The sequence below is a fragment of the Jilunia laotingensis genome (genome assembly GCF_014385165.1).
GTDB classification, from domain to species: Bacteria; Bacteroidota; Bacteroidia; order Bacteroidales; family Bacteroidaceae; genus Bacteroides; species Bacteroides laotingensis.
This window is the reverse complement of the sequence record NZ_JACRTF010000001.1, coordinates 1,532,789-1,555,363: the sequence shown is the minus strand read 5'-3', so window position 1 is coordinate 1,555,363 and position 22,575 is coordinate 1,532,789. Positions and strand designations below refer to the sequence as shown.

Genomic DNA, 22,575 nt, shown 5'->3' with positions numbered 1-22,575 from the left:
ATAGTTATGAACACCTTCTTATTATCTATCAACTGGAATCCCAATCCCGAACTGTTCAGTCTCTTCGGATTTCCTATTCGCTATTACGGGCTGTTGTGGGCTGTCGGAATCTTCTTGGCTTACGTGATCGTCCATTATCAGTACCGTGATAAAAAGATATCAGAAAAGAAGTTTGAACCTCTGTTCTTCTATTGTTTCTTCGGCATTCTGATCGGAGCCAGGTTAGGTCACTGCCTGTTTTATCAACCGGAATATTTCCTATCGCATCCTTTGGAAATGATCCTACCCATCAAATTTCTGCCCACCGGAGGGTGGAAGTTTACAGGATACGAAGGACTTGCCAGCCACGGTGGTACACTGGGACTCATGATCGCCCTGTGGCTCTATTGCCGCAAAACAAAGATGCATTATATGGAAGTTGTGGATATGATAGCCGTTGCTACGCCTATCACCGCTTGTTGCATCCGTCTCGCCAACTTGATGAATTCGGAGATCATTGGCAAGCCAACCGATATGCCATGGGGATTTGTTTTCGAGCGCGTGGATATGATTCCCCGCCATCCGGCACAGCTATATGAAGCAATAGCTTACTTCTTACTTTTCCTAGTCATGATGTACCTTTACAAAAATTACAGCAAGAAGCTGCACCACGGTTTCTTTTTCGGGCTTTGCTTGACTGCAATCTTCGTATTCCGCTTCTTTGTAGAATTCCTGAAAGAGAATCAAGTAGACTTTGAAAACAGTATGAATTTCAATATGGGGCAGTGGTTAAGCATCCCGTTCATCATAATCGGTGTTTACTTCATGTGTTTTTACGATACTAAAAAATTTAGAAAATGAAACATATTATTGACATGAATACCTGGGAAAGAAAGAGCAATTATGAGTTCTTTCTGAATTTCCAGAACCCAACCATTTCCATCACTTCGGAAGTGGAGTGCGGAGGAGCAAAGGAGCGTGCAAAAGCTTCGGGTCAATCATTCTTTTTACACTATCTCTATGCGGTGTTGCGTGCAGTCAATGAAATACCTGAATTCCGTTTCCGCATCGATTGGGAATACAGAGTGGTATATTTCGATACGATAGACATACTCACTCCGATCAAAGTAAAAGAAAACGGACGCTTCTTCACCGTGCGTATCCCTTGGAAGGAAGACTTCGACACTTTCTATACGGAAGCCAAAGCGGTAATCGATGCTATTGATCCGGAAGGCGAACCTTATACCGCAGAACAAACTGGAAAAAATGAACTGTTAGATGTCGTTCTGTTAAGTGCCACTCCCGATCTCTATTTCACTTCGCTAACATGCACGCAGGAACATCGCCACGGTAGCAATTATCCGTTGATGAATGCCGGAAAAGCTGTAATAAGAGAAGGAAAGCTGGTGATGCCTATTGCCATGACCATCCATCATGGATTTATAGACGGACACCATCTATCACTATTCTTCAAAAAAGTAGAAGAGTTTTTGAAATAAAAAATGGCAGAAGATTGCAAGCTAGTTGACAAGTTTTTTAAAACACTCATTAATAAAAGGTTTCAGGATATAAATATTAATTTTGTGCCTGATTAGAAGAAAAACAGGTAAAGAATGAAAGAAAAGCAATTAAGATTGTTTGAATTAGAGGAAAGAAATAGTTATAGCTTGTTGTGTCAGAAATTTGCAAATAGGGATTTTTTAACACCCGATGAATTCGGTTATCATGTTCGGAATTGGAGCCGCACGAAAGGAATAAAAATTAATACATTAAGTTTGTTTTCCGGTGCAGGAGGACTGGATATCGGATTTGAAGATGTTGGTTTTAATATAATCGAAAGCGTTGAGATTGAACAAAAATTTGTTCAAACCGCTCTATTAAATCAGGGCAAAGGAAAGTATTATTGCAATACAAAAATTAATTGTGCGAATATCCGAGATTATTCACCGAATCAAAATATTAAAATTGATTTTATTATAGGAGGGCCGCCTTGCCAATCTTTCTCATCTGCAGGAAGACGAGTTGCTGGTGTAAGAGGAATAAATGACGATAGAGGAACACTGTTTCAAGAATATGTCAGAATATTAAAAGAGCTTCAGCCTCGAGGCTTTTTATTTGAAAATGTATATGGACTTTTAGGGGCTCAAGGAGGAGATGCGATCAAACAAATCGTACAAGCTTTTAAAGAAGTTGGATATAAATTGTCATATCGCGTATTGGATACGGCCGATTATGGAGTACCGCAACATCGTGAAAGACTAATAATCGTGGGATTGAAAGATAAGTATTTCAAACTACCCAAACCAACCCATGGACCTGATTCAAAGGATATACCATTTTTTAATGCCGCTAATGCTTTAGAAGGTCTAACTATAGAAGAAAAAGCAAGTCAGCTAGGAGGAAAGTTTGGACATCTACTAAAAGAAATTCCCCCTGGTTTGAATTATAGTTTTTTTACTGAAAAGATGGGACATCCCAACCCTATATTTGCGTGGAGATCTAAATTCTCTGATTTCTTATATAAGGCAGATCCAACCACTCCTATAAGAACACTGAAAGCTTCAGGGGGACAATATACAGGTCCCTTCCATTGGTGCAATCGACGGTTTACAATTAGTGAACTGAAAAGGTTACAAACTTTCCCAGACGATTATGAATTTGTCGGAAATTATGCAATTGGGCAAAAACAAATTGGCAATTCGGTTCCTCCGCAATTTGCAAGAATTTTGGGTTTAGCACTTTTAAATCAAGTTTTTGATATAGAATTACCTTTCGATTTAAAATATTTAAATGACTCTGATACATTATCTTTTAGAAAGTTAAAACGCGAAAAGACCAATGCTTACCTTATCAAGGCAAAGGAGGCAATAACGACTATTGATGTAGAAACGACCTCAATAGAAAAGCATATACAATATTCGGCCGATTTAAAAGATAATTTTGAATGGGTAAAAGTTGACAGGAACGGAGAATACACAATTAAGATCGAATTAGAGGAAGAAATTTGGAGAATTAATTTGCGTAATAAGACTCAATCTCGTACACCAAAAATTGAAATAAATATTTATTCTCAAAGGAATGACACACTTTTCAAAAAAGTAAAAAAGATTGAATTAACTTCAAATTCATATATCTTAAAGGATTACACAGCCCTGTGGAAAGCTTTTGAGGACTCTTTGTCAGAACATAATATAAAAGTAGATCTGGTACAATTTGCAGGATATTATCAATATAAGAATGAAATAGACTACAATATAATTTTTCACAAGAAGCCTACACAAAATAAAAGTATGTGGAAGATTATTTCAATGCTATATGAAGATACTCCCATTGGTAAAATTGAACCCATCGATTTTTTCACACAATACTTTCATATTGAGAAAAATGAACTACTTTTGTTTTTTAGAGAGTTAAAGAACATTGGTTTTGAAATAAGAAACACGAAAACAAATCCGGAAATAAAAGAGGATTATTATCTTATTCCATACAGATTTCCGACTTTAAACCCTCTAAGCATACAATTAAATAAATCATTATGAATGAAATAAACGAACCATATTTGGTGATCCTTCAAGGCAAAAGTATTTTATACGACAGTGATGGGTCTGTACATCAATACGACGAAGGCAAGTTGTCCATCGAGGCTAAAAGGCGTTCTCAATATGTAAAGAGCCAGTTAGAACATGGATATTTGGAACATTTAATAAAAGAATGTTATATTCCAAATATTAATCATGATGTCTTATGTCAAGAGCATAAGAATGTTTTGGAGAAATTGGTCAATTCTGTGACAAGTGAAGTCGGTAGAGCTATTGTCGGACTGTCTGTCTTACAATTAACTATAAAATCTTTAAGTCCTCAACAATCCATTCGGTTACATAAAGGAAGCACTCAAAGCGGAAGTTTTTCTTGGAGTGAAGGAATTGCAATGAGAGTATTGGATAAAAATTTCATCACCCCTGTATTACGTAAATATGAACTTTTACGTTTAAATGCAGACGGCTTTATGATGACTCGCTCATTGGCTGAAAACTATCCATATTCAAAACTTTATAAAGCTGCAATTAAGGGAGGAAGAGAGGAGTGGTTGACTTTAGTTGATTTGATGGAAAATGGAGAACTAGATGCAGAGGCCGGCTTAAGATTTTTAATAACACAGTTAATAAAAAAATCAGAATCGTTTAAAAGAATTGCCGATTGCCTTTTACAAAAGACAGAGAAATATTTGTTGTCTAATCCAACTTTTGAGGATATATTTAAAGTTATTTGCGATTTCATCAATGATTCAACATACTCTGCACGAATCCTTGAGATAGCTATGCACTCGTTGTTTCAGGCTTTAAATACTAAGAAATGTCTTGCAGGATATTTAGTTCCATTATCTCAAATGCGATCAGCAAATAAAAAACATGGGAATATTGGTGATATAGAATTAAGTTATTCGAACAATGGGAATGATATCATTGAATCATGGGACGCTAAATTTGGGAAGGCATATCTTAGAGATGAACTAGAAGAATTACATGAGAAATTAAATTTTCATCCTATTGCAGAGAATGTCGGTTTTGTTACAGATGCTACTCCAAACTTGAAAGAAGAGATCATAACCAGAGTAGAAGAACTCGAAATGACTCATAATGTAAAAATTCACATTGTTGATTTCAAGACTTGGGTCTTCAGCCAAATAGAACAACATAGTTTAGACTATAATGAAGTAGGTAAGATATGGTTAATTGCTTTGGTTGAAACAATATGTTTGAAAAGAAGAGATATTGCACCCATTGATGAACCTACTAATCAATGGATTGAAGAATTTTCACATATATTGGATAGTAAGAGCCAAATGCATAGCCTACTGTATAGATCATAATATAGCAGAAGAACCTATTATTTAGTCTTTTAATAATAGGTTCTCCTGCATAAACATAACCTGCAAAACAATCCTTATCCTCAAAAAAATATTATATTAGCTACTATTACCTTATCGTCCAGCTGATTATTTATAAACAACCAACTTAGTGGTGTTATGGTCTTTCCCGTCATCGAAAGACACCATATAAACCCCGTTGGAAAGTCCGTTTACCTCTAATTTATTCTGATTGGGATAGTTAAACGAATAAAGCAATTTTCCTTGCATATCCCTTATTGAAATTACTCCTACCCAATCGGCTGTCGTTTTAAAATATGCAAAATCCGAACAAGGATTAGGATAGACAGAGAACCGTTGCCAATCGGACAAGATCGTTCCAAGTGCAGACGAACCGGCCGGTTGCAATTCGATGTAATCCACATCATATGGGGTACGTACGGTGGTAGGTGCTAAATGGATCGTATTAAATCCTTCTCTCAACTCAATTTCGGAAGTGTAAGTTTGCCATTCACCGTTCGTTGACGGGTATTTAACTTCAGTCACTACATCATTCACAGTCACATTATATCTGAGACTCGCACTCCCCCGGTAGCATACCGACAAGTGATACGTTCCTCCTTTCTTCACAAAAACATTATTGAATTGAAGATAGGTACTTAGACGTGATACATAGGCTCCGGATGAACTCAGTCCGTCAAAGGTACGGTTCGACTCATGAGGCTGGGAAGCCTCAGCTTCCAGTCTCGTTGCCGGCAGAGACGACTCATACGCATATTTCGTCTCCGGATAAAATTCTTCCAAGTATTTATCAGTTACGATCTCAATGCCATAATAGTTCATCGCCCGGTCTTTTTGCAGGATTTTCAGTCTCACTTCCGACTTTCCTTTAGTCAGATCAAGGGGTATTTTGAAAAAATTGGTAGGATAAGTGAATTGCTTCAATTTTTCACAAGCCCCGATACTGCCGATAAGTGCATCATCGATATAAACTTCGTAATCGCCCACTTCTTCCGTTTCCCATCCCTGGTGCTTGATAGCTATCCAATGCTGAGTACCGGATGTTTCCGAAAGTTTCAAAGTGTAAGACAAGCTACGTCCCTTGTCAACATGACGGTAATAACGGTTATAATTCTTTTCAAGTGATGTTCGCCCGCCATATGCATGTTCTGTCTCATTTACATTAAAAATGATCCGATCCGGGACATAATTGTTTTCCCATTTCTTGTCTTTCTCACCTGTGAAACGTTGGTAAACTGAGGTTCTCATGTGGTTGGCTTGATAAAACGGCACAAAATTATAAGTCTGATCCGCCCCCTGTGCAGTAAATTCCAATGTACCTTCTTTTCTCTTCATCCATGTGGAAAGCTCTTCTTTCGACTGAGTGAAGTTAGGGAAATCCGGGAACTTATCGATCTGCGTATCTCCTTGCTGATCCCACACATTGCTGACATAATCTCCGGAAGCCACAGCACCCAAGTTGGGAACGATCACAAGAGGTCCGTAAAACAGGCTCACCACATTCGGCTCTTCCGACGGTTCATAACGCAGCTCAACGGGCATTGACAGTACTATTACATCTCCGGCTTTCCAAGCTTGCCGGATATTTATAAACTTTCCGGATTCTATATTGACTTTTTGTGTTTGTCCATTCACTGTTATATTCACACGTGAGGCATCCATCCATTGCGGGCATCTGAATCGAATAGTACCATTGAAGTCCTGATTTTTTAGAATTGTCAATTTTATCTCATTCTCCAACGGATAATCCCCTTCCATTCGCATAGAAAAACCTCTATCTTCATATTCCAGCGTGGAAGGTATGTATAAATTAACCAAGATATCGTCATCGTTATGGAAATAGATCGCTTCTCCATATTTGGAATGATTTTCGAGTCCCGTCTCCCAACAGCAGTAAAAGCTGTTATCGTCCATATATTTACGACATTGCCCCGGCATCAACGACTGATAATAGCAGAACCCACCGCCAACCGACTGATTATCGGGATCTTTAGAAGCCAGAATATGGTTATATAAGGCTTTTTCATAAAAATCGAGATACTTGCCGTCACCAAAAACAGAAAACATGGCCTTGGTAAACCGCAACATATTATTCGTGCAACAGGTTTCGGTGGAAGTATTAGCCAACTGATCCAAAAATTTCCCCGGTTCTCCGTAACGTTCCCATCTTCCGTGGCCTCCCATTGAAAGTACATGATGATTGACCACGATATCCCACGTATTGAGTGCCGCATCGCGGTTTTGTTCATTCCCCGTAAACTCATAGTCACGGATCAATCCCATGTATTTTGGATCGTATACATTGGCATGACGGGAAGTCAACACATCGTTTCCTTTTGCCATCTGATCCCTGAAGTTAAGGCTGTGAACCCATCTTTCGGCATTATCAATGAAACGCTTATTGCCGGTCAGCGCATATGCATCGACGAACAACTCGGTCATCCCTCCGTGTTCTGCCTCAAGCGCCATCTGGAGTTGTGCATCTTCCGGAATGAGGTCCGTCCATTTACAAGCCCACTCCATGCATTTCACGAAGACGGTTTTTGCTTTCTCATAGCCGGTATAATAATAAACATCCCGTATTCCGTAGAATATGCGGTGCAACTGGTAAAAAGCCATTCCCGCCATGGCAGAATTCGTGTAAAAGTCCTCCCCGTTGTTAACGGGATATACGCCATTTCCCGTAGCTGCCATCAATGCATTATATGAGGCGGCTCCTTTACTGCGTCCGAAATAGAAAAAGCCATCCAAATTCTCTTTCTCCTGGCAAACGGCAATCTGGTCGATCATCCACTTTATGCGTTCCAGCAGACGTACGTCCCCAGTGGAGGCATACATCATGGCGCATCCCGCCATATAATTGGAAAACCCATTACCATTGTCGTGCTGCCATCCGCCGTAGTTTGCAGCAGATGTAGGAATATCCCCTCCACGCAAAACATTGTTGAGCAAACGTTCCGGATCGAGGGAAAGCAGATAATTCAAATGTTGATCCTGCATCTTCTTAAAATAACTTCCATCCAGAAGGCGAACATCGGATAGATTGAAATTTGTCCATTTCTTCTCCACCACTCTCGGCACAACGTAAAGGTCGTCCGTCTCCTCCGCATGAACACCATACCCTGCAAATAACAACATTGCAATAATGAAACCTGTTCTTTTTCTCATATAAACTATTATTTAGATAGAAGAGCATCCGGACAAAACGGGATAAAGCCGTTTTGTCCGGTAAAAGCTCAAAATATTACTGTGCAATAATCGTCTGCCTGAAATCTCCGGCAGCTACCACATAAAATCCTTTGGCCAAATTGATGTTCACTGTATAGACATCGCCTTCTGCCGTAAACGTATTTGTCAACGAACCGGCAACGGAATATACATTCACTTTTCTTCCGTCAGCTCCGGATACGGTCAACCGGCCATTCTGATAATTAACCGTCACATTCTTCTCATTTACAGATTGCTGAATACCTGTAAAATTACCCAGTTTATTATCTTCAGGCAGCTTCACGGCTTTGTCCGAATGGGCGGCAGCACCTGCAACATAAGTCAATCCCTTGAAATCAGTATTATGGGCATCGCCAGAAGTAGCTACCACATCGGGCACACCGTCATTATTGAAATCGGCCATAGCATAGACAGGAGTCTTCAATGCACACCAGCGTTGGTAATAACCTGTCATTGTCGGTGTAGATTCAGCCACGCCCATTTCTCCTTTGAATATATGAGTGCTGAAACCGCCTTTTCCATCACCTAACTGCAATACGCCTACCAATGCCTGCAGATTATTAGCTTTGCTCGCATCGTCCAGATCGGTTGTCGGCAACCAGGTGTTATACCACAAATCGAGATTTCCATCCTGATTGAAATCAGCCACTACCGGAGTTGCTCTTTCAACTCCAAGTGGAGTCACATCTTTGCCGGCAACATCCTTATTGTGAGCCGTGAAATTGCCTTTCCCGTCATTCAGGAAAAATCCTCCTCTGTATCTCCAGGGATCGGAAGACACCTGGTCATTGTTCCCGAACCAGATATCGATAGCACCGTCATTATTGAAATCGCCTACCTGTACACGAGAGCCTTCACTGGTGAAATACAATCCGTCCTTGTTCTCAGATTTCACCAAAGTAGTGGTGGTAAACGTACGGTTCTTGTTATTGATCGATACAAAGACTCCGCTTCCATCTCCTTTCTTTTCAAGATTAGCGGCATCGTTCCAACATTTTCCCGATTTACCGGTTACGGAAACCACATCCGGATACCCGTCACCATTCAGGTCGGCAACGACAGAACCACCATCGGCAACTGGTGCCAGTCCATTATCCACATGTGTTTTACGAGTAAAGTTTCCGTTTCCGTCTCCCCAATAGATAACTTGAGTACTTGAACCGTATTCACTGATCACTTCAGCTTCCGTATCGGGCAAACCGATCCAGCCGGAAATCAAGACATCGTAATTACCATCTTTATCGAAATCGTATACGTGAAGTCCGACACCTACACCGCAAACTCCGTCCTCCAGCTCTTTCACCAAAGTCCACACAGGCTTTCCATCGGCATCGAAAGACAATTCATGCAGAGAGGTCTTCAGATTGCTTTTCAATCCGAGATTAAAGCCCGGATTCCACCACTCCGCATCTGTTACAGACCCCGTAGTGGCAATGATTGCTTTATCATTCGCTGTTTTGATATAGTGGGCAGCTCCCATGTGGTATGCTCCGCTATCAGGCAGTTTATAGGCCGTAAACTTGCCGGTTCCATCCCCCAGATAAAGTACGTTCGTTGGAGAGGGGTTTCCTACCTCTCCGAAAGAAATGTTTCCGGTGAGGAAAACATCCTTATTTCCATCTCCATTAAAGTCTGCGGCAATCACCGGTACGTTCAATCCGTTGGCAAACCAAGCATCTCCTCCCCCATCATCCAACGGATCGGAAAAGTTAAACGGTGCTTCAACAAAAAGCTTCTCCAACTCAGCTTGTGAGTCCACGATGGTTTGTGCATTCATCATACATGCACTGAGACATAGTCCCGAAAGTAATAATAACTTCTTCATAATAATAACTATACTTTTAAGATTAATAAGAATTCCAAGTTTCGCAAGCCATTTCATGTTTTGGTAAAAGACACCAAATACGAACAATATAACATACTGTTTATTAATCCATTAATCGTTTTCACAATGATCATTAAGACAGGTCGTATCGACCATTAATAACTAGCGCGACGATCATTAATATCCAGCGTGATGACTATTAATATCTAGCGTGATGACTATTAATACTTGACACGATAGGTATTAACATCCAACAAACAGATCTTTTACATATTGACAATGAGACACATAACTTGCGAAACCTGAATAAAATTTAATATCCCTCGTTTTGATGTAAATTAGAATTTGCCTGAATTTCCTTTAAAGGAATAGGATACAATTGCTTATTGATGTCATTCGTAGCTTTATGAGACGACCATGCTTTAGCAATCCACACCGATTTACCGGATGTCGTTTTGAAACGTATCATATCCTGTCTGCGGCGACCTTCCTGATCAAACTCCCAGCCTAATTCATCCAGGAAACGGCCGTATACGATATCCTCGCCACCGGCTTCCGGGGCACCGGGATCGGAAGTGGTGTACTTCCACGTTCCATCCGGATTTTTGGGATATTTACCCCGGGAGGGCACACACTCTTTATATCCGTAGGCATAACAACTTCCCTGATTCAGTTCATCACCCGTGACCACGGCAACCGATTGGTCATTAAAGCTTCTACGTCTCACTTTGGTAACAAGTTCCGCAGCATCATCGGCTCGCCCAAGACGCAACAGGCATTCTGCCTTCATCATCAACACATCCGAATATCTGAATGGGAATACATCATTATTCATATTGTTTCCATCCAACCCCATTTCATATTCGTATTTGGCAAGCCGATAACCCATATTTTCATTACAGTTTTCACCGCTACTGCCCTCACAGGAAAGGACTTCATTCACAATAATAAAATCCTGTCCGGCTATGCTGCCCAAACCTGCCTTCATCAAATTTCCATCACTGTCATATTGAGGACCGTACAGATAGTTCTCCTTCAAACGCTTGTCATCTGGATGATATGAATCGATGAACTGCGGCACCATGATCGAACCGCCATTACCCCATCCTCCGGTAATCTGATAGGTTTGCGCATGCTGCCCATTAAGGTTGGTGGTGAAAAGGCTTAATCCCTGAGCATTTTTCTCATCAAAAACCACGGCAAAAATCGCTTCTTTACAAAAATCATTTTCGGCAACAAAAATCTCTTTTTGAGTGCCCGTCAGGGCAAATGCATCCGACTCAATGATCTTATCGCACATGTCGATGCAATCCTGCCAACGTCCCTTGTCCCCGTCACCATACACATATACGCCCCAATTCAGGTATAATTTGGCTAAAGTGGCATAGGCGGCCCATTGCGTGAAACGCCCATAGGTCTTCTTGTTCACATCGGTATATAAATAGGGTAAGGACTTTTTCAATCCCTTTTCAATCTCCCCGGCAAGATTGGCACGTGAGATCTGTTCCGGCAAATAGTCTTCTTCACCGTTATATTTGACAGACCATGCCACATTTCCGTACAGATCACACAGATAGTAATAGTAGCAGCTACGCAATGCCTCCAGCTCCTTGATCAAAGCTTCGGTATCATCTCCCTGATCTCCGTTCTGCAATTCCCAAATGGTGCGGTTGCAGGCATTGATGCCGTCATAACATGAGTTCCAGCCACCATCGATCTCAGCAGAACTGGATGTATAATTGTGATTGAACAGTTGATAACCGTACGTCCAGCCCCAAGGCTTTACCGGACAAAATATCTGGTCGGTGTCCCACGACATACCTAAAAGCAACCGGGTACACAAACCCTTAAACGGAGTATAAGCCGCACCGATCTTTGCCAACCCGTCCAGTGGGGTAGGCTCATATCTGTCTTCTACTATTTCAGAATAAATCCGGTCGTCCAGATCAACGCAACTCTGTATTGAAAATGTCGAGCAACAGCATACTGATGCTAACAGTAGATTCTTAATTAGTCTCATATCTAATCGGTAGTTTTTATAGTTAGAAATTTAAGTTTACGCCCAATGTATAGATCCGTGTAGTAGGATACTGGTTCATATAATCCATTCCGGGATTCAGCCCGACACGTGACGCAGATTCAGGATCGTTGCCCGAGTAGCCTGTGAATATAAAGGCGTTATTAACGGTGGCATACAAACGGAACGATTCCAAGTACTTCACTTTCGGAGTAGAGAATGTATAACCCAAAGTGATATTATCTATCTTCCAGAAATCGCCCTTTTCCACATAATAACTGGTGATCTTCTCAACCGGGTTCTTATTCACTGAAACACCGAATACAGGATCGAAAGCAGACACAGGTTTGTTGTTCGAACGGCGGTTGCTTACATTTTCATTACGCAGGCGGAACTGGTTGATAATGCTATAATCAAATGCTCCACGCATCATAATGCTCAAGTCAAAGTTCTTGAATGTAAACCGGTTATTGAATCCCAAGTAATATTTGGGCAAACTGTTCCCTAATACTTGTCCATGACTCTCGACAGTGATGCCACTATCATCCGTTGTAAATGTTCCACCGGGATTAGTAGGATCGTCAAACAGCCACTTCCCTTCTTCGCTAATCCCCACTACCTTGTATCCCCAGATTTGTCCGATAGGTTCTCCAACTTTTATACGGTGGGTGCATGTATACGACCCTTCTTCGGCATTAGTGAAAAAGTAATCACGGGGATTCTCCACGTTATACTGTGCATAATCGAGCGACGACAACTTATTCGTATTGTAGGAGAAAGTCACAGCCGGTGTCCACGAAAAGTTCCTTGTTTTGACGGGTATCCCGGATATCATGACCTCAATTCCCGAATTACGTATCTTACCGATATTGGCAGTAGTCGTCCCGTAAACATTAGGCGGAACCGGTACGCTGAAATCCCAAAGCAAATCGCTCGTCACACGGTTATAATAATCCACCGAACCGGAAATGCGCCCTTTCAGCAGTGAGAAATCCAATCCTGCGTTGTATTCGTGTTTCTTCTCCCAAGTAAACTTAGTATTTACATTGTTTGCCGGGCCGAGAGGAGTGACCCATTCACCGTCATAGTAGAATGAATTTCCGGTACCTAAATATTTCAGGCGTGAAATGGTCTGATAGTATTGAGAAGGAGAAATACCTGTTACACCGTATCCTGCACGCAGTTTCAGGTCATCAATAAAAGTAAGATTCTCCATGAATGATTCCTTACTGATTCTCCAGGCAGCACTGACGGAAGGAAACAAACCCCATTCCTGATTGGAACCCACGAACTTGGAATCGCCTTCATAACGCACACTGGCGGTGAGCATATATTTCTCTTTATAGTTATAGTTCACCCGGGCAAAGAATCCGATCAGGTTTCCGGAAGTCTTATTGCTATACATACCTGCCTTACCGTCTTTCAAAGCAGACCCCATTCCCATATTATGATAAGTCAACTGATCGGACGGAAAATCGTAATTGTTCATCCAGAAATGTTCCCATTCATTGCGGATATAACTATATCCGCCCAGTACTGATAACTGGTGTTCGTTGAACGTTTTGTCAAACTGTCCGGTAAACTCGAGCATGGCATCTTCACTTTGTGTGGCAGCTCGGGAAGCGAACAATGGAGTGGCGGAATACACCGTGTTACTGATGTCCCTTGAAGACTGGGCATACCCGCGAGTCTGGTTATAACGTTGGTAGGACATTAACAAATTAAATTTCAGTTCAGCTATCGGCGTAAACGTGATATTACCATAAATACGGCCTGTGAAGTTGTCATTATTTCCTTTCCGCTCTTTCAGCAATGCCAAAGGATTCTCCCAAGTACCGATATCTACTCCCAAGAACTTGGGTTGACACCATTGCCCGTCTTCCATTCTGACCGGTGCTGTTGGATTAGCGGTCAACGCCATGTTATAAGCATAGGAATTAAAACTGGCATCTCCATCGGCAGTGATGGTGTAATCTTGTTTGCTCAAGATAGTGTTCAAATTAAATTTGAGCAACCCGTCAAAAGCCGTGTGATTGACTGTCAGTTTACCGGAGAAATCTTGTTTATCGGAATTCAAGAAAACTCCCTTTGCATCCTTTACTGAGATATTAGCATATACGTTTGTCTTTTCATTTCCCCAGTTCAGACTTAAACTATGATAATGGGAAATGGGAGTGCGGGTAATCTCATCCAACCAATCGGTTGAAGAACCGTAGTCCGAATTCTCTTCAATATATCCGCTTCCGTTATTCAAAAGATTACGATACTCGGCAGCAGTAAGCACTTCCGGTGTACGAGCAATCTGTTCGGTGGTTATGTAGCCGTTATAGCTAATCGAGGTTTTGCCGGTAGCAGCCTGTTTGGTCGTTACAAGTATCACACCGTTGTTTGCACGTGTACCGTAAATAGCAGCGGCCGAACCGTCTTTCAAGACATCGATGGAAGCGATATTATCCGGTGAAACCAATTTCAGGTCACCGGGAACTCCATCGATAAGTATCAACGGTGCGCTTCCCGCTTTTAGAGAATTCGTACCACGAAGCACAATCTCCACACCACCAACCGGGTCACCGCTCGGTGTACTGATGTTCAGTCCGGCAATCTTTCCTTGTATCAACTGGCCGGCATCCTTCACACTTCCGGCGAGAAAGTCATCGGACTTGACGCTTGCGATAGCACTTGTCAGCTTCTTCTTCTCAATAGATCCGTACCCGACCACTACCACTTCATCCAATCCTGTCACATCTTCGTGCAAAGTTACCAAGATAGGTTTGCCATCGACAGTTATTTCGACCGGAATATAGCCTAAATAAGTGACTTGTAAAACATCCCCTTTTACCGCTTCAATAGAAAAAGTACCATTCAAATCAGTAATAGTACCCAGCGTAGAATTCTTCTTAATAACATTTGCACCGATAACCGGCTCGCCCGCTTCATCTAAAATTTTTCCTTTAATATTGTCCGCGTACATATGCGAACTTAAGAAAAGCCCCAATAGCAATGCTATCATCTTCCATGCTTTTACCTTTGAATTTTTCATCAGCATTCAATTTTAATTAAACAAGTTTGATATTTAATGAATAGGATAACTACTTCACAAATTATTCTTTGCTTGTCACAAATGTAGGTTATGGGGATTATTTCGGACGCGAAAAACGGCTCAAAATAAAGCAAAAACGGCTCATTGACATGGTTTAAAGGACACTTTCAGACCATAAAACAAAAAAGTAAATGCATCGGAAAATAATCACTGTTTTTGCTCATTTTCGTCCTTACAAATATTGATGTACTCTTTGGGCAACACCCCGAATTGTTTCTGAAAACATTTGGCAAAATATGACGATGTACTGAATCCGGTCAAGAATACGATCTCATTTATACGGTATTTCCCGGATTTCAGGTAAGCAGCAGCTTTCTTCAAACGGTATAAACGTATGTATTCATTGGGAGACAATTCGGAAATACCCTTAAACTTCCGGTTTAAGGTAGAACGGCTCAGTCCCAGCTCTCCCGAAAGCAAATCAATGTTTAATTCCGGATTATCTATATTATTTTCGATAATCTGATTTACCTCCGCCAAGAATTTCTGGTCAGTATCGTTGAAGGCCATCGAGTTAATCGCATCGATGGGGTACAGGCTGAACAGACGTTTCACCTCTTTTCTTTTCTCCAGCAGATTGGCAATTTGTGCTTTCAAGAAAGAAAATGAAAATGGTTTCTCAATATAAGCGTCTGCGCCTGAGTCCAACGACTCTATTTTAGAATTTAAATTATTCTTTGCCGTAAGAAAGATAACCGGAATATGGCTGAATTTATAATTCGACCTCACCTCCTTCAACAGTCCCAAACCGTCAAGTTCTGGCATCATAATATCACTGACGATCAAATCTACATCTTTATTCTCAAGTTGTTGCAAAGCGACCAATCCGTTCACAGCCTTTATTATGGTATAATCGGGACTCAACCATTTTGTCATCAACTCTAACAAATCTATATTATCTTCAACCAGTAAGATAGTACTCCCTTCCTTAGTCGGAACAGAATCAACCATAGTAGATTCGTTGTTTTCATTCGCCCCGGCTTCTGTTTCAACATCCTGTTCGGAGTCAGATACTCTTTTCTCGTCTACTTTCAGGGGAAGCGAAAGTATAAACCGGTTGGCAGCTCCATCCGGTGAAACCTGATAAATCAAACTGCCGTCATGCATCTGGGCGAGCCCTTTTGCCAAAGGTAATCCCAAGCCGCTACCATTGCCCGCATAGCCTTTTTCTCCATCCTTAATCTGATAAAAAGGTTCGAATATTTTCTCTTTCAGATTCTCTCCGATCAAATGACCGTCATTCTCAACTATCAGAAGGAACGCATCGGCTTTCTCCGTTAACTTCAGTTCTACTTTTATATAGGTGAAGGTATATTTAATAGCATTGACAAGCAGATTACTGACTATTTTCACGAATGCCTCGCAATCGACTTTAGCCCAAACAGGTTCATCGGGGATATCCAGCGAACAGTCGAGTGAGCGTTGCCGGGCTGTAGGCAGAAAGCGGTTATAAGTATCACTCAAAATCTGTGAAATGTTCGTATCGGCAAAATAAAGTTTAAGTCCTTTATTCTCTATTCGCTGGAAGTCGAGCAGTTGATTGGACAACTGCAAGAGCCGTCTTGTGTTCTGTTGCATTACCATGAGATTTTCACGGACATTATCTTTCAGATCCTTATCTTCAAGCAGATACTCCAACGGGGAACTGATCAATGTAAGCGGTGTACGTATCTCGTGAGTCACGTTCGTAAAGAAATCAATTTTAGCTTCAATGGCTTCCTGTTCCTTTTCCTTTTCGATGGCGGCAATCTGTTTCTTATGTTTATTGATGAATCTTTTCCGCAACAATATGTACATGCCACAGAGAAAAAGAACACCGAACAACCAATAGCATATCCGAGCAGTCCGAGACAAATAAAACGGAGGTAATATATGTATATCAAGGCTCTTTTCGACTTCGCTCCAGATTCCATAACTATTCGCACCCTTCACTTTGAAAACATAATCCCCCGGAGGCAAATTAGAATAAAATATCCGGTTATTGCGATCCAATAAATTCCATTCTTTATCCAGACCCTCCATTTTATAGGCATACCGGTTTTGTTTCGGTGAGGAGAAGCTCAATACGACAAACTCGAATGCGAAAGTCGACTGATCATGTTGTAATGTTATCGACCCAGTAGTGTTGATGGATTGTTTCAAAGGGGAATCAGAACCTATTTTTACCTCTTCATTGAACAGTGAAAACGAAGTAAGTGCCACGGTAGGTTTATAATTGTTCTCCACAAAAGTCCTGGGATCAAATGCAATCATACCTTTTACCATACCGAAATAGATTACGCCATTGGCATCTATCAATCCCGATTTATAATTAAACTGATTGGATATAAGCCCGTTATTATGTGTATAGGTTTGTACGTCTCCCGTTTTCGTATCCAACTTTACCAAACCATTGTTCGTGCCAAACCAGAAATTAGTCTCAGAATCCTCAACAATCTGATAAGCGACACCGTTGGGTAATCCGTTTCTTTCATTAAAACGGATGAAGTTATCTTTCTTACGATCGTAACGGCATATACCTCCTCCTTCAGTAGTAAACCACACTTCGCCCGTAGACGAAATATGTGTACTCAACACTTTGTTGGAGGGAAGACTATGATCATCTTTCTCATTATAAACATAGGATGTCCGTTTTTGGGTTTCTGGATGATAACAAATCACCCCCGATCCAAGCGTTGCAAACCAAAAACATCCATTCTTATCTTGCTTGATATCATAAACAAATATATTACCCAATTCGTGAATGCATGTCATTTTATCTTCCATGATATCATACGTATACACCCCCCGAACAGTTCCAATCCACAATTTACGATCTGCTTGGGAACAATATAAGGAAAACACATCCTCGTTGACCTTACAACCGATTTTTTCAGAAAGGGACATATATCGCAATTCTCCGGTCAGCAGATCATAACGGTCGATTCCTCCGTTATAATACCCTATCCACAGGTAACGATCGTCACAAGCCAGTCCATGCACATTGAGCAGATTCGGAAACGCACCTATTCGCTGCTGTTTATAACTGATAAACTTTTTGGTTTTCGTATCGAAACAGGAAAGACCGTTATCTTCCGACCCGATCCAAATACGTCCCATTCCGTCCTGGCACATTTCCCTTATTCGTTCACCCGATATGGATAAATAATCTTGTTGAGGATAATATTGCATAAAAGGGCTGAACTGGTAAGGCAAATAGTTTATACCATCAAAATAAGTCCCCAGCCAAATCCCTTTTTCCCTGTCTTTATAAATGGAATAGATGGCACTATCGGATATGGAACGGGAATTGGAAACCTGATGATAATAACGTATGGTCTCTTTTGAAATTTCATTGTATAAGACCAAACCGATCTCAGTCCCAATCAATATCTCGGACGATGACTTACGTTCGATGGAATGGATTAAGGAAGCGTTCAGGTTTAATTCTTTATTCTTATTTTCAACGGTCATCAAAGTACCATCCTCCGTCAAGACTAAGAGTCCCAGTTCAGTAGTACCTACATACATCCTGTTATCACTACACAATAAAACATTGGTATTGCATTGGCTCAGATCGAATCCTTTTGTTTCCATCTTCTCAAACTGTTTCCGGAGATGGTTATAAAGGAACAAACCTCCATTCAACGCTCCTACCCATATGCGCCCTTTGTCGTCCATTTCAAGGCATTGCGCATATACATGGTCATTCAGATCATAATGATATAAACGGTTTTCAGCCTTGCTGTATTTAAAAACACCTTGTGGTCCTGCCGTCAACCAAATATCCCCGTTTTTATCCACATTTATGTCGTTGACCCTTTCCGTAATACTCTTGCCATCGGCAGCTTTATCAGACAAAGGATGGAAATTGTCATTGGTCGTATCATAGGCGTACAAACCGACATCGGTACCAACCCACAATACACCGTCCGTATCCTTACAGAGAGACAATATATAACTACTTCCCAAACTGGTCAAATCATTGGGGATGTGTCTATAAACTTTAAAAGTCAACCCGTCAAAGCGATTCAATCCGTCTTTCGTACCAAACCACATGAAACCGTAATCATCTTGAATGATACTGTTTATCGTATTTTGGGAAAGGCCGTTCTCCATATTGAAATGCTCAAAAATGAGATTCTCGGAGGCATGGGTATTTACCACGCTCATCAGAGCGATTCCCCATACAATGACAAAACGGATAAATACTTTTAGAGCCATCATAATTAGGTTGTTTTAATCGTTTCTGAACCCACGCCCCCAAACCGGAAATTGTGAAATTCTCAAAGTAGTACACCCGTAAGGAATCAATGTGATTTCTTCAGGATGAATATCCTTCATTTGGTAATATGGGCTGAAAGGCAATGGACCTGCAGAATGATTGTATTCTTTCCACTCCTTGATACGTGTGCCTTCCGTTTTTAAGGAAAGCGGACAACTTTCCTGATTCCAGGGATAAATAAATCCTTTCTTATTTTTCTCGACTTTAAATCCCTTCTCAGGCTCATACACATGCTCTTCCAACAAAGCATAATTCCACGGTGAATCGGACTTAACTTCATAATAGATTTCTCCGGGCTTATTATCCGATCCGAATTTTTTCCACTTCTCATTCATTTTCAATGCGTATACCAACGGGCCACGTTCTATCCAAGCAGAATTCTCATATCCGCGTTCAACGGATACAATCATAGGAAACATAAGTTCTACACGATCACCATTTTTCCACTTCCGGTTCAAGCAAACAATCTCTGCCGGTTTCACATTCTTCTGTAAAACCCCGTTCACTCGTATTTCAGGAGATTTACACCAACCGGGTATCCGTAAATAAAGCGGGAAATCAACCCCTTCACTCTCTTTTAATGTAATTGCTAACCGAATGGATTCATCAAAAGGATAATCGGTCTGTTCCGAAATAACGATTTCTTTTCCACCGGCAACTTCAGCATGAACGGTCGATGCGGAGTAAATCAAGGCTGCCAATCCTTCATCCGGTGTAGCATACCAGAGATTTTGCACAAACTTAGGCCATGCCTGATGCATGTTCGCTGTACAACAAGGAAAACCGGTCAATACTCCGAACAACTGTGCAGAGCCATGATAGGAAACATTAAAATTACGAGGATTGTGACTAACTTCTATCTGATTAGCTTGTTGGAAATATTGCCTTGCCCCATAATCATCCGTAACCTGTGCAGGAAGGGGGTTAAAAGCGATCTTTTCCAGATAATCTGCAAATTCCACATCACCGGTAATTTCAATGATACTCTCCAAAGAGAACATCATTTCGGCAATGGTACATAATTCCGAACCCTGAGTAGGATTGGCATTATGAAGCCATTCATCTGCTCCCCATAATCCATGGGCTAATCCGTATGTACGGCGCAATACGTTCAACCCTCTTTTCAAATCCAACATAGCCTTGCCAACATCATGTAGCTGAGCATAAATGACAGGTTGCTTGATTCCCTGTGCAATGTTTACGCAATGAGTACTCCAGGGACGCAAGAACTCGGGAGAATTTATTCGATCTGCCCAATCTACCGTTTGAGAATTGAGCAACTCCGCCAATTCAAGCAGAAAACGATCACCAGTGATATTATAGAGCCACAGAATGACTTGCAGATTATCTCCTCCACGTTCTTTAGCCCAGAAAGTCCAATGATCCAACGGAGTGCCGGGCAGTTCTCGCAGCTGGTATTTAAAATAATTGGTCAGCACGGTGATGACTCTTTCATCTCCGGTTGCCATATAATACTGTTGCAGCACTTTTAAAACAACCATTTTAGGCCACCAGTCCTTGGCATTATCGCGTTGTAATCCGGGAACATTATTAGGATAGTCTTTCGCTGGTCCGAAATATCCATCCGGTTGTTGACTTAGAATAGCCCATTCAATCCATTTTTGCGCTTTTTGCTTTAATTCATCATCATCAAGGATATAGGCTAACGGTAACAAGCCATCGATCCAGTAAGGCCCTCGCTCCCATTGATCCCCATCACCACCGAGCCAACCGTTCCGGCTACCCATGACCGATTCATATATTTCGTCCAAATGTCCTGTCAATCCGTTTTTCTGGCGGATCAATTGCTCTTTCAGCCATCCTTCCGCACGAATAGCACCGAGAGGAAGGGATATAAATTGTTTGGGATATAACGGAGCCCGTTGTACATATACACGGTCGCTTGCTAAAGAGGGAGTAAAACAGCTCCCTATTATTATGAAAATAATTAGTGAAGTTCTGGTATTCATAACAGTTTTATAATGTGCTAAAATATAGTTGTATTGCAAATAAAGAAACTTTTAGAATAACAACCGGGTAAAATCGGTTTATAAAAGGATAAAATTGAATCAAAATGGTTGTTTTATTAGGGAAAATACACCTTTTCATCAAATTACTTCCGGGTCATTTCTTTTATCAATTCTATCTCTTCCGGATTATAAGGAACCAGTTTGTCAGTAAAAATATCATGTTGCCATTCTCCTTTATACGGCAAATCTTCGGGACGATGTCCCCAACTAAGATGAGTCTGTGTCTTTCCATTGACCAATCCCCACATGACACAACCCACATGATTTTCTTTAAAAAGTGGAAGTAAGTCCAAGATAGTAGACTTCGCGACCCTGTTCATCCATTCGGTACAAATCACCGGCCGACCTAATTTCATGAATTTTGCCATTGCTTCTTCTGTCTCTTTTACAGGCGCATAACGATGAAATGTAATCACATCCGAATTTTTAATCAGAAAATCATTCAGAACAGTATTATCATTCCATATTCCACTTGTAACCGGTTGTTCAGGGTTTATTTCTCTTGCCCATTCAAATACTTTATACAACAGGGGAAGACTTCTTTCGGGCATAGTCGTATTTGTTGGTTCATTATATAAATCCCATAACAGGATACGATCATCCTGTTTAAATCGTGTCATGACAGACTTTACATACTCCTCCAATTTATAATGAGTACGACTATCCACTACCATGGAATAACCGGGAGAGGGCGACCATGCCCAGGCATACCACCCTTCCAAAGGTTCCGACTGCTTGCCTAAAACGGGATCGGTATTGACACCGAAAGCACAATCATCAAAAAAACAGGGAATGACTTTTATATGGTGTTTCTCGGAAATGGCAAGAAAATGATTAAAAGTACGAAGGAAATAAACTGGATCGTCTTCATAAACTATGTATTGCATCACCACACGCACGCAATTGATACCGATCTTTTCCGCCAAATCCAACTCTTTATCAATAAGGTCGGGTGAGAAACTGGTCTTATCCCACATTGCCGTATAGTTGATGGCATTAGAAGGTATATAATTTACACCGCAATACCAAGGCTGCCGTTCCCCCCAACTCTTTGCTTTTTCCACACTCCATGTCGAATCTTGCGCATAAGCGGATAAATTCAACAAACAAACTATACATACGCTAAAAATAAGATTAACTGTTTTCATGATATCTCTACTATTTTGCACAAAAATAGAGACAATCAGATCTGACCGGGATATCAAATACCTCAGAAAACAACAAAATTGAATCAGAAACAGTCT

Annotated in this window: 11 protein-coding genes; 4 read left to right on the top strand and 7 right to left on the bottom strand. The window is 41.0% G+C overall.

Going from position 1 to position 22,575, the window contains the following annotated elements; translation table 11 throughout:
- Positions 1 to 6 precede the first annotated feature (6 nt).
- From lgt to H8744_RS05910, 4 genes are all read left to right on the top strand, one after another.
- Positions 7 to 840: a prolipoprotein diacylglyceryl transferase gene (lgt, locus tag H8744_RS05925; RefSeq protein WP_262433962.1), complete on the top strand. Its 834-nt coding sequence runs from the start codon at positions 7 to 9 to the stop codon at positions 838 to 840.
- A complete protein-coding gene (locus tag H8744_RS05920) occupies positions 837 to 1,478 on the top strand; it encodes a chloramphenicol acetyltransferase (protein WP_262433961.1) in 642 nt (213 codons plus the stop codon). Before lgt ends, H8744_RS05920 begins: the two co-directional genes overlap by 4 nt.
- Positions 1,479 to 1,592: 114 nt before the next feature.
- A complete protein-coding gene (locus H8744_RS05915) occupies positions 1,593 to 3,518 on the top strand; it encodes a DNA cytosine methyltransferase (RefSeq protein WP_262433960.1) in 1,926 nt (641 codons plus the stop codon).
- Positions 3,515 to 4,849, top strand: a complete 1,335-nt coding sequence (locus tag H8744_RS05910) for a hypothetical protein (protein ID WP_262433959.1) — start codon at positions 3,515 to 3,517, stop codon at positions 4,847 to 4,849. Before H8744_RS05915 ends, H8744_RS05910 begins: the two co-directional genes overlap by 4 nt.
- A 126-nt stretch (positions 4,850 to 4,975) precedes the next feature.
- Here the strand turns inward: H8744_RS05910 and H8744_RS05905 are convergent, their stop codons facing one another.
- The 7 genes from H8744_RS05905 to H8744_RS05875 form a co-directional block, all read right to left on the bottom strand.
- The gene (locus H8744_RS05905; protein ID WP_262433958.1) at positions 4,976 to 8,035 is read right to left on the bottom strand and encodes a beta-L-arabinofuranosidase domain-containing protein; all 3,060 of its coding nucleotides are present in this window, start codon (positions 8,033 to 8,035) and stop codon (positions 4,976 to 4,978) included.
- Positions 8,036 to 8,111: 76 nt separating this feature from the next.
- A complete protein-coding gene (locus tag H8744_RS05900) occupies positions 8,112 to 9,920 on the bottom strand; it encodes an FG-GAP repeat domain-containing protein (protein ID WP_262433957.1) in 1,809 nt (602 codons plus the stop codon).
- Positions 9,921 to 10,233: 313 nt separating this feature from the next.
- The gene (locus tag H8744_RS05895) at positions 10,234 to 11,940 is read right to left on the bottom strand and encodes a RagB/SusD family nutrient uptake outer membrane protein (RefSeq protein WP_262433956.1); all 1,707 of its coding nucleotides are present in this window, start codon (positions 11,938 to 11,940) and stop codon (positions 10,234 to 10,236) included.
- Between the two features lie 22 nt (positions 11,941 to 11,962).
- Positions 11,963 to 14,977 (bottom strand): SusC/RagA family TonB-linked outer membrane protein, encoded by a 3,015-nt coding sequence (locus H8744_RS05890; protein ID WP_262433955.1) that lies wholly within the window; start codon positions 14,975 to 14,977, stop codon positions 11,963 to 11,965.
- A gap of 207 nt (positions 14,978 to 15,184) precedes the next feature.
- The gene (locus H8744_RS05885) at positions 15,185 to 19,189 is read right to left on the bottom strand and encodes a two-component regulator propeller domain-containing protein (RefSeq protein WP_439649373.1); all 4,005 of its coding nucleotides are present in this window, start codon (positions 19,187 to 19,189) and stop codon (positions 15,185 to 15,187) included.
- A gap of 66 nt (positions 19,190 to 19,255) precedes the next feature.
- Complete coding sequence (locus H8744_RS05880) at positions 19,256 to 21,271, bottom strand: beta-L-arabinofuranosidase domain-containing protein (protein WP_262433953.1); 2,016 nt, start codon at positions 21,269 to 21,271, stop codon at positions 19,256 to 19,258.
- A 143-nt stretch (positions 21,272 to 21,414) separates the two neighbouring features.
- The gene (locus H8744_RS05875; protein WP_262433952.1) at positions 21,415 to 22,479 is read right to left on the bottom strand and encodes a cellulase family glycosylhydrolase; all 1,065 of its coding nucleotides are present in this window, start codon (positions 22,477 to 22,479) and stop codon (positions 21,415 to 21,417) included.
- Between the last annotated feature and the right edge of the window lie 96 nt (positions 22,480 to 22,575).

What these genes read in the sequence shown, in the direction of transcription:
- lgt (WP_262433962.1), top strand. Translation starts at nt 7, where the DNA reads ATGAACACCTTCTTATTATCTATCAACTGGAATCCCAATCCCGAACTG.
- H8744_RS05920 (WP_262433961.1), top strand. Translation starts at nt 837, where the DNA reads ATGAAACATATTATTGACATGAATACCTGGGAAAGAAAGAGCAATTAT.
- H8744_RS05915 (WP_262433960.1), top strand. Translation starts at nt 1,593, where the DNA reads ATGAAAGAAAAGCAATTAAGATTGTTTGAATTAGAGGAAAGAAATAGT.
- H8744_RS05910 (WP_262433959.1), top strand. Translation starts at nt 3,515, where the DNA reads ATGAATGAAATAAACGAACCATATTTGGTGATCCTTCAAGGCAAAAGT.
- H8744_RS05905 (WP_262433958.1), bottom strand. Translation starts at nt 8,035, where the DNA reads ATGAGAAAAAGAACAGGTTTCATTATTGCAATGTTGTTATTTGCAGGG.
- H8744_RS05900 (WP_262433957.1), bottom strand. Translation starts at nt 9,920, where the DNA reads ATGAAGAAGTTATTATTACTTTCGGGACTATGTCTCAGTGCATGTATG.
- H8744_RS05895 (WP_262433956.1), bottom strand. Translation starts at nt 11,940, where the DNA reads ATGAGACTAATTAAGAATCTACTGTTAGCATCAGTATGCTGTTGCTCG.
- H8744_RS05890 (WP_262433955.1), bottom strand. Translation starts at nt 14,977, where the DNA reads ATGAAAAATTCAAAGGTAAAAGCATGGAAGATGATAGCATTGCTATTG.
- H8744_RS05885 (WP_439649373.1), bottom strand. Translation starts at nt 19,189, where the DNA reads ATGAGCGTGGTAAATACCCATGCCTCCGAGAATCTCATTTTTGAGCAT.
- H8744_RS05880 (WP_262433953.1), bottom strand. Translation starts at nt 21,271, where the DNA reads ATGAATACCAGAACTTCACTAATTATTTTCATAATAATAGGGAGCTGT.
- H8744_RS05875 (WP_262433952.1), bottom strand. Translation starts at nt 22,479, where the DNA reads ATGAAAACAGTTAATCTTATTTTTAGCGTATGTATAGTTTGTTTGTTG.